The 8,661-nt window shown below is 76.1% G+C and carries 8 protein-coding genes; 2 read left to right on the forward strand and 6 right to left on the reverse strand.

The features are described from left to right. Window positions 1-190 precede the first annotated feature (190 nt). The 3 genes from ACFW1I_RS10960 to ACFW1I_RS10970 are packed head-to-tail and all read right to left on the reverse strand — an operon-like array spanning window position 191 to window position 2,960. The gene (locus ACFW1I_RS10960; protein WP_384668643.1) at window positions 191-595 is read right to left on the reverse strand and encodes a hypothetical protein; all 405 of its coding nucleotides are present in this window, start codon (window positions 593-595) and stop codon (window positions 191-193) included. Next, the gene (locus tag ACFW1I_RS10965; RefSeq protein ID WP_384668646.1) at window positions 592-1,323 is read right to left on the reverse strand and encodes a 2-phosphosulfolactate phosphatase; all 732 of its coding nucleotides are present in this window, start codon (window positions 1,321-1,323) and stop codon (window positions 592-594) included. The genes ACFW1I_RS10960 and ACFW1I_RS10965 overlap by 4 nt, the downstream gene beginning before the upstream one ends. Beyond that, window positions 1,323-2,960, reverse strand: coding sequence for an ABC-F family ATP-binding cassette domain-containing protein (locus ACFW1I_RS10970; RefSeq protein WP_384668648.1), 1,638 nt, complete (start codon window positions 2,958-2,960; stop codon window positions 1,323-1,325). Before ACFW1I_RS10970 ends, ACFW1I_RS10965 begins: the two co-directional genes overlap by 1 nt. A gap of 52 nt (window positions 2,961-3,012) precedes the next feature. On the opposite strand from ACFW1I_RS10970, the gene ACFW1I_RS10975 reads away from it, so the two are divergent. Beyond that, entirely contained in the window at window positions 3,013-3,969 is a 957-nt protein-coding gene (locus ACFW1I_RS10975) for an NAD(P)/FAD-dependent oxidoreductase (protein WP_384668651.1), read from the forward strand. Window positions 3,970-4,115: 146 nt separating this feature from the next. Here the strand turns inward: ACFW1I_RS10975 and ACFW1I_RS10980 are convergent, their stop codons facing one another. After that, on the reverse strand, window positions 4,116-4,412 hold the full coding sequence (locus ACFW1I_RS10980) for a hypothetical protein (protein WP_384668653.1): 297 nt from the start codon (window positions 4,410-4,412) through the stop codon (window positions 4,116-4,118). Window positions 4,413-4,528: 116 nt separating this feature from the next. Further along, on the reverse strand, window positions 4,529-5,839 hold the full coding sequence (locus ACFW1I_RS10985; RefSeq protein WP_384668656.1) for a M14 family metallocarboxypeptidase: 1,311 nt from the start codon (window positions 5,837-5,839) through the stop codon (window positions 4,529-4,531). A 205-nt stretch (window positions 5,840-6,044) separates the two neighbouring features. Between ACFW1I_RS10985 and ACFW1I_RS10990 the strand changes: the two genes are divergently transcribed. Further along, the gene (locus ACFW1I_RS10990; protein ID WP_384668659.1) at window positions 6,045-7,553 is read left to right on the forward strand and encodes a M1 family metallopeptidase; all 1,509 of its coding nucleotides are present in this window, start codon (window positions 6,045-6,047) and stop codon (window positions 7,551-7,553) included. Between the two features lie 24 nt (window positions 7,554-7,577). Here ACFW1I_RS10990 and ACFW1I_RS10995 read toward each other — a convergent pair whose 3' ends face one another. Then, window positions 7,578-8,513, reverse strand: a complete 936-nt coding sequence (locus ACFW1I_RS10995) for an oxygenase MpaB family protein (protein ID WP_384668662.1) — start codon at window positions 8,511-8,513, stop codon at window positions 7,578-7,580. Between the last annotated feature and the right edge of the window lie 148 nt (window positions 8,514-8,661).

Raw genomic sequence — 8,661 nt, forward strand, 5'->3', positions numbered from 1 at the left:
ACTGCTATTGGCGTGGGCGGGTTATGGTGTTTTTATGAGCCTGGGGGGGGCGCACGGGGCGGGGCGGGGGGGGGGGGGCCCACGGGGGGGGTGGCGCCCGGGAGGGCGCCGTTCCGTTGTGCCCACCCTCCCCCGAGGACTTCGTCCAGGGGGTGCCCCCAGCCCTGCGGAACGCCTGCCCGCACCGGGGTTACGGCAGGAAGCGCAGGGCCCAGTCGGCGCGGTTCGAGACGGTGAGGTCGTCGTCCTCCGTCAGGGGGCGGAGGACCTTCTCCGCCGTCTTCGGGTCGGACTGGACCAGGTCCACGATCTCCGTGGCCAGGCCGTCCTGGTCGTCGCCGAGGTCCACCGCCGAGGCGCGGACCAGGATCGGCAGGGTGGTCGGGCCGCCGAGGGCGGCGAGGACGCCGCCGAGGAGTTCGCGGGCGTAGCCGTTGCGCTCGGCGACGGCCCGGTCCAGTTCGGACTCCAGGCGCGGCAGCAGCGCCCGGTCGCCGCCGGCCGCGATCTCGTCGGCGAGGTCGATCGTGGCGTCGACGTCGGCGTCGAGGTCGTCCAGCATCGCGAGGAGCCGGGTCACGCTGTCGTCGGTCATGGTGCCTCCTGGAATGCGCCGTCCACGAGGACGGGGACGGCGGTCGACGCGTCGAGTTCGGCGGCCACCTCCACGTCCCGCGGATAGCCGTACTCGTACAGTTCACGGCCCGATGCGCAGCCGTGCAAGGCGGCGACCGGGTCCTCCGTGGCGGCCCACAGCGTGGCCGCCGCGGTCGCCTCCGGGGTCAGGTGGAGCCCCGGCGCGAGGGCGCGCAGGGCGTCGAGGACCGCGCCGGCCCCGAGGTGGTCCTCCAGGGCGGGGCGGAGGGAGCCGTCCGGCCACCGCTCGCCGGACGCGATCACGGCGAGGGGGCGCGCCCCGGAGCCGTATCCGTCCCGCAGGATCCGTGCGGCGACGGCCCGGCGGTTGCGCAGCGAGGCGGCGATCACGGTCGCGCCGCCGGCCGCGGCCTCCGCGCTGATCGTGGAGCCGTTGGGGGACGGCAGGACGAGCCGGCCGGGCCGGGGCGCGGCGCGCAGGGCGGCCGGGGAGAGCGACCACGGGTGCGTCCCGGTGGCCTCGCTCCGGCCGACGGCGAGGACGGCGTCCCGCTCGCGGGCGTACGCGGCCGCCGTGGCGTCCCGCCATCGGTACGGGTACACGGCCGTGCCGGCCTCGACGGCGACGCCGACCGCCGTCGTGAAGGAGAGCACGTCGACGACGACCAGGCAGGCCGGGGCGAGGGCCCGTGCCTCGACGGGCCCCCAGCCGAAGGCGACGGTCATCAGAGTTCGGTGACCTTGCCGTCGGCGACCTCGACGCGCCGGTTGACGCGGATCGCGTCGAGCATCCGGCGGTCGTGGGTGACGAGGAGGAGGGTGCCCTGGTAGGAGTCGAGGGCGGACTCCAGCTGCTCGATGGCGGGCAGGTCGAGGTGGTTCGTCGGCTCGTCGAGGACGAGGAGGTTGACGCCCCTGCCCTGGAGGAGGGCGAGCGCGGCGCGGGTCCGCTCGCCGGGCGAGAGGGTGGTGGCGGGGCGCAGCACGTGGTCGGCCTTGAGGCCGAACTTGGCGAGCAGGGTGCGGACGTCGGCCGGTTCGGTGTCCGGGACGGCGGCGCAGAACGCGTCGAGGAGCGTCTCGGTGCCGTGGAAGAGCTTGCGGGCCTGGTCGACCTCGCCGACGACGACGCCGGAGCCGAGGACGGCGTGGCCGGAGTCGAGCGGGAGGCGGCCGAGGAGGGCGGCGAGCAGGGTGGACTTGCCGGCGCCGTTCGCGCCGGTGACGGCGACCCGGTCGGCCCAGTCGATCTGGAGCGAGACCGGCCCGAAGGAGAAGTCGCCGCGGCGGACCTCGGCGTCGCGGAGGGTGGCGACGACGGAGCCGGAGCGGGGGGCGGCGGCGATCTCCATCCGCAGCTCCCACTCCTTGCGGGGCTCCTCGACGACGTCCAGGCGCTCGATCATGCGCTGGGTCTGGCGGGCCTTCGCGGCCTGCTTCTCGCTGGCCTCGCCGCGCAGCTTGCGGCCGATCTTGTCGTTGTCGGTCGCCTTGCGGCGGGCGTTGCGGACGCCCTTGTCCATCCAGTTGCGCTGCATGAGGGCGCGGCCCTCCAGCGCGGACTTCTTGTCGGCGTACTCCTCGTACTCCTCGCGGGCGTGCCGGCGGGCGGTGGCCCGCTCCTCCAGGTAGGCGTCGTAGCCGCCGCCGTAGAGGGTGATCTGCTGCTGGGCGAGGTCGAGTTCGAGGACCTTGGTGACGGTGCGGGTGAGGAACTCGCGGTCGTGGCTGACGACGACCGTGCCGGCCCGCAGGCCCTTCACGAAGGCCTCCAGGCGTTCCAGGCCGTCGAGGTCGAGGTCGTTGGTCGGCTCGTCGAGGAGGAAGACGTCGTAGCGGGAGAGGAGGAGGGAGGCGAGGCCGGCGCGGGCGGCCTGGCCGCCGGAGAGGCCGGTCATCGGCTGGTCGAGGTCGACGGTGAGGCCGAGGGAGGCGGCGACCTCCTCGGCGCGCTCGTCGAGGTCGGCGCCGCCGAGGTCCAGCCAGCGCTCCAGGGTGGTGGCGTACGCGTCGTCGGCGCCGGGGGTGCCGTCGACGGGGGCCGGGGGGGCCCCGGCCCACGCGGGCCCGGCCGCCGCGCCGCCCGGGCGGCCGGCCAGGAACGCGCGGACGGTCTCCCCGGCGCGCCGCTCGGGCTCCTGCGGGAGGTGTCCGACGGTCGCGGTCGGCGGGGAGAGCCGGACCTCGCCCTCCTCGGGGGTGTCGAGCCCGGCGAGCAGCCGCAGCAGGCTGGACTTGCCGGCGCCGTTGACGCCGACGAGGCCGATGACGTCGCCGGGGGCGACGACGAGGTCGAGCCCGGCGAAGAGGGTGCGTTCGCCGTGGCCGGCGGCGAGGTCCTTGGCGACGAGAGTGGCAGTCATCAGACCACGCATCCTACGTGGGCGGCGGGGGGCTCCCGGGTACGGTCCGGGCATGGACGGCGACGTGATCGTGGTGGGTGGCGGGGTGATCGGGCTGACGACGGCGGTGACGCTGGCGGAGCGGGGGCTGCGGGTCCGGGTGTGGTCCCGGGATCCGGCGGAGGAGACGACGTCGGCGGTGGCGGGCGCCCTGTGGTGGCCGTACCGGATCGAGCCGGCGGAGGAGGCCGGGGCCTGGGCGCTGGAGTCGCTGCGGGTGTACGGGGAGCTGGCGGGGGCGCCGGAGGAGACCGGGGTGCGGTGGGTGCCGGGGGTGCACGCCGACACCGTCCTGGACGGGCTCGGGGCGTGGGCGGCGGGGGTGGAGGGGCTGCGGCAGCTGCCGGCCGGGGAGGTGCCGGGGCCGTACGCCACGGGGCTCGCGGCCCGGCTGCCGCTGATCGACATGCCGGTCCACCTGGCGTGGCTGCGGGCCCGGCTGGCGGCGGCGGGCGGGGTGGTCGAGCGGCGGACGGCGCGCGGCTGGGCGGAGCCGGCGGCGGTGGCGCCCGTGGTGGTGAACTGCACCGGTCTGGCCGCGCGGGAGCTGGTGCCGGACGGTGGACTGCGGCCGGTGCGGGGGCAGTTGGTGCTGGTGGAGAACCCGGGGATCGAGGAGTGGTTCACGGCGGCGGACGCGGGGGCCGTGGAGACGACGTACTTCTTCCCGCAGCCGGGCCGGCTGGTGCTGGGCGGGACCGCCGAGGAGGGCGCGGAGGGGCTGGTGCCGGATCCGGCGACGGCGGCGGGGATCGTGGCGCGGTGCGCGCGGGTCCGGCCGGAGATCGCCGGGGCCCGGGTGCTGGGGCACCGGGTGGGGCTGCGTCCGGCCCGGGCGGGCGGGGTGCGCGTCGAGGCGGAGCGGCTGCCGGGCGGGGGGCGGCTGGTGCACCACTACGGGCACGGGGGCGCCGGGGTCACGGTGGCGTGGGGGTGTGCGCGGCGGGCGGCGGAGCTGGTGACGGGCTGACAGGCGGCGGCGCGGGGCGGCCCGCGGCGGGGGGGGGGGGGGGGGGGGGGGGGGGGGGGGGGGGGGGGGGGGGGGGCGGCCGGCCCGCCGGCCCCGGTCGGGTGGGGGGGGGGCCGTCGGGGGTGCGGCGGGCGGCCCGCCGGGGGTCACCTGCCGAAGGGCGGGGCCACGACCTCGTCGGCGCGGGCGCACTGCTTGGCCCGGCGCTCCAGGGCGTCGGCGCGGGCGGTGGCCCGGCGGGCCTCCTCGCGGGCGCCGAGGCGCTTGAGCTGGGCGGCCCGGTCGCGCTCGTCGCGGGCCTGCTTGTGGAGCTGGTTGACGTTGCAGGTGCCGCTCGTGGCGGCCTCGGCCACCGGGGCGGTGACGGTCTGGCCGAGCAGCAGGCCCCCGGCCAGCAGCACGGTGGCGAGCAGGGCGCGGCGCGCACGCGTCGCGTTGTACATGTGTTTCTCCAAGTCAGAGCCGTGGCGGCCCGTTTGAGGCATGGTCAGTACCAGCGGGTAACTTTACGCGGTCCGACGGCACCGAACGGACACGACCCGCCGTACCCACCCGATCGTCAACACTCCTCCACGGAACGGCCACCGACGAGGTGATGGGCGGCCCGGCCGTCGAGCAGCAGGGGGACGAGCAGCCGCTGCGACTGGCGCAGCGGGACGAACGCGCCGCCGCCCGGCTCGCGGCGCACCGTCACGCCGTGCAGGGCGAGTTCGTCGCCCGCCTCGGCGTACTGGACGGCGTCGAGGCGGTAGCCGCAGGGCGGGTCGGCGAGGATCTCGGCGGGCTCGGGCGGGTCGTTGTCGGCGCCGCCGAGGTAGACGGGGCCGCGGTCGGCGAGGCCGGTGAGCCGGGCGGCGGCGGTGGCCGCGGCGAGCGGGCCGCCGCGCTCGGAGACGTAGCCGAAGACGTCCCGCAGCGCGGTGAGGTGGGTGGCGACCCTGCGCCGCTGGGAGAGTGCCGGGTCGCGCTCCTCGGCCTCGCCGAGCGGGTCCTCCCGGGTCTCGGCGAGCAGGGCGGCCATGTGCTTGATCCCGGCCGTGTTGCGCAGGATGCGTTCCTGGCCGTCGCCGGCGACCTGCCGCACCGGGCGGCCGGTGAGCGGGTCGGTCCAGATGCCGTAGACGCCGTGGGTGTGTCCGGCGCGGGCGGCGCCGGGGCGGACGTACTCCTCCGAGAGGGTGCGGGACTCGGCGTGCACGCGGGCGTCGGTGTCGAGGCTGCGCGGCCAGAGGGTGAGCAGGTCCTTGTCGTAGTAGCCGGGGGTGGCGCCGTACTCGTGGAGGTCGTGGACGAGGTCGGGCCGCCGGTCGCGGAGGACGGCGGCGAGGGCGCGGGCCTCGGGGGTGCGCAGGGCGAGGTGGTCGCGGTTGACGTCGATGCCGGCGGCGTTGCCGCGGGTGCCGGCCTCGCGCCCGTCGGGGTTGGCGTTGGGCACGACGAGGACGGTGGTGCGGGCGAGGAGGCGCAGGGTGCCGGGGTCGCGGGTGCGGGCCAGGTCGCGGACGGTGGTGAGGCACGCCTCCCGGCCCGCCGGTTCGTCGCCGTGCTGGCCGCAGACGAGCAGGACCGTCACGGCGCCGTGGGCGGCGCCGAGTTCGGCGAGCCGCAGCGGCCGGCCCTGCCCGCTGGTGCCGATGGTGGTGACCGCGACCCGGTCGCCGTCCCGGTCGACGGCGGCGAGGAAGTCCCGTTCCTCCGCGTCGGTGGTCCAGCGGGCGCCCCCGCTCGTCTCGAACCCGGTCCGGGGCGGGGCGGGCAGGTCGGCGGGGCCGGCCGCCTTCGCGGGGAAGGTGACGAGGGGCAGTCCGAGCACGGCGGTCCCGGCGGCGAGGGCCAGGACGCGGCGGGCGGCACGCGGTCGCTTCGGCATGGGGCGGAACGTACGCGACGGGCCCGCCGGGGCGGAAGACCGCGTGCGGGAAACGGGTGAACCGGTGGTTCATGTCGGCCGAATGGCGATCATGTGGCGGGAGGCGCTCTTTACGTGACGGTCCGCGGCGTGGTTCATAGAGTCCGGAACTAAGGACCGACGCCCACCCACGCGTCTTACGTCTCCTATGACTTGGGGAGCATCCGTGCACCGCAGACTGATCGTTCCGAGCGCCCTCGCCGCCTCGCTGCTGCTGGCGATCCCGGCATCGGCGGCCGACTACGTCCCCGGCGCGCCGGGCATCGGCGACTCCTACTACCCGACGAGCGGCAACGGCGGCTACGACGTCTCCCACTACGACCTGCGCCTGAAGTACCAGCCGGCGACCGACCTCCTGGAGGGCACGGCGACGATCCTGGCGACGACGACGCAGAACCTCTCCCGGTTCAACCTGGACCTGGGGCTGCGGGCGAGCGAGGTGCGGGTCGACGGGCGGCTCGCGAAGGTCACCGCGACCGGGGCGCACGAGCTGGAGATCGTCCCGGCCGTGCCGCTGCCGAAGGGCAAGCAGATCACGGTGGTGGTGCGGTACGCGGGCAAGCCGTCCGAGTTCAAGGTCGACGGCTGGTCGGCCTGGCACCGCACCCCGGACGGCGGTGTCGCCGCGCAGGAGCCCGACTCGGCCGCCTGGTGGTTCCCGTCCAACGACCACCCGCGCGACAAGGCCACCTTCGACGTGTCGGTCTCGGTGCCGGACGGCACCCAGGCGGTCAGCAACGGGGTGCTCCAGTCGCAGTCGTCCCGGCTCGGCTGGACCCGCTTCAACTGGCGCTCGAACAAGCCGCAGGCGACGTATCTGGCCACGCTCGCGGTCGGGAAGTTCGACATCACCACGGACAAGACCGCGAACGGGCTGCCCGTCCTCAACGCGTACAGCAAGGACCTCGGCGACAACGCGGGCGCGGCGCGCGCCTCGATCGAGCGGACCACCGAGGTCGCGGAGTGGCTGGAGGGCGTCTTCGGCCCGTACCCCTTCAACGCGCTCGGCGGCTACGTGCCGAACGTGACCAGCGGCTACGCGCTGGAGACCCAGACCCGGCCGTTCTACAGCCCGCGCCAGTTCGCGAACGGCGCGAACGTGTCGGTGGTCGTGCACGAGCTGGCCCACCAGTGGTACGGCGACAGCGTCTCGGTGCACGACTGGAAGGACATCTGGGTCAACGAGGGCTTCGCCCGCTACAGCCAGTGGCTGTGGTCGGAGAAGGAGGGCGAGGGCACGGCCCAGGAGCTGGCCGACTACGTGTACGCCACGCGCACCGCCGAGGACCCGTTCTGGACGGTGAAGCCGGGCGACCCGGGGCCGGACGACCAGTTCCACATCGCGGTGTACGACCGGGGCGCGCTGGCGCTCCAGGCGCTGCGGAACGAGATCGGCGACGAGGACTTCTTCGCGATCCTGAAGGGCTGGCCGCAGCGCTTCGCCCATGGCAACGCGCGGGTCGCGGACTTCGTCCGGTACGCGGAGGAGGTCTCCGGCAAGCCGCTGGCGACGCTCTTCGACACCTGGCTGTACCAGCCGGTGAAGCCGGCGGCCGGACCCGCGCCCGCGGACGCTCCCCTGGCCCGGACGGCCGCCGCGGCGGAGCCGGTCCAGCCGAAGTCGTGGAAGAAGATCGCGGCGACGAACACGGTCCACGAGCACGCGGACCACTGAGGCACCGCCCCGGGAGGCCGTCCGTCAGCGCCCGGCGCGGCGGGCGGCCTCCCGGGCGCGCCGGGCGAGCGGCAGATAGCGCAGCCGCTCGGGCAGGACCGGGACGACGGCCCGCACGACCAGGGCGAGGCGGCGCAGCCGGCGCTCCTGCTCCGTCGTCCACTCCAGGCCGATCGCCGCGCGGGCGTCCGGCGGCATCAGGCCGACGGTGAGGAAGGCGCGGATCCGCTGGAAGGGGCGGCGGAGCAGCGGCCAGAGGGGGCGGAGGGCGAGCCGGAGGAGCAGCGGTCCCCGGTCGGGGGCGGGCACGGGCGCGTCCGGGTCGATCAGCTCGCGGACGACGGCGGTGGCCTCCAGCTCCTCGGCGAGGACCTTGCGGTAGTAGGGCCGGAACTCCTCGACGGTCTGCGGCATGTCCCGGCCATGGATGCCGAGGATCCGGCCGACCTGGAGCCATTCGGCGTACAGCCTGCGGTCCTGGGCCTCGGTGAGGGGCCGGTGGAGCAGGGCGAGGCCGTGCCGGTAGACGGGGTAGCCGGTGGCGTGGACCCAGGCGTAGTAGGCGGGGGTGAGGGCGTGGTAGCGGCGCCCGTGCGCGTCGGTGCCCTGGATGTCCCGGTGCAGGGCGCGCAGCCGGCGCCCTTCGGCGGCGGCCTCGTCGCCTCCGTACACCCAGAGCTGCACGGAGCGCAGCGAGCGCTCGCCGCGCCCCCAGGGGTCGGTGCGGAAGACGGAGTGCTCGTCGACGCCGGCGCCGATCGCGGGGTGGGCGACCTGCATGGTGAGGGCGGCGGGGAGCATGAGGAGGGCGCGGACGTCCCCGGCGACGCTCCACAGCACGCCGCCGACGGGCGGCGGGGCGGGGTCGGCGGCCGTCCGGGCGCCCGCCCGGACGCCGGACGTCCCGGGCCGGGCCGCGGGCGTCGCCGGGTTCCTCGTCGCCTCGCCGCTGGTGCTCATACGGGGGTCCCCCTCTGCCTCTCGCCTCGGTGGCCGCCCCTCCAGGGTGCACCCTCGGGGCCGTACGACGACGCCGGGGGCGGGGGCCGGGGGGGGGGGCCCCGGGGGGGCCCCCGGGGGGGGGGGTGGGGGGGGGGGGGGGGGGGGC

The sequence above is a fragment of the Streptomyces sp. NPDC058955 genome (assembly GCF_042741435.1).
Taxonomy (GTDB): Bacteria; Actinomycetota; Actinomycetes; order Streptomycetales; family Streptomycetaceae; genus Streptomyces.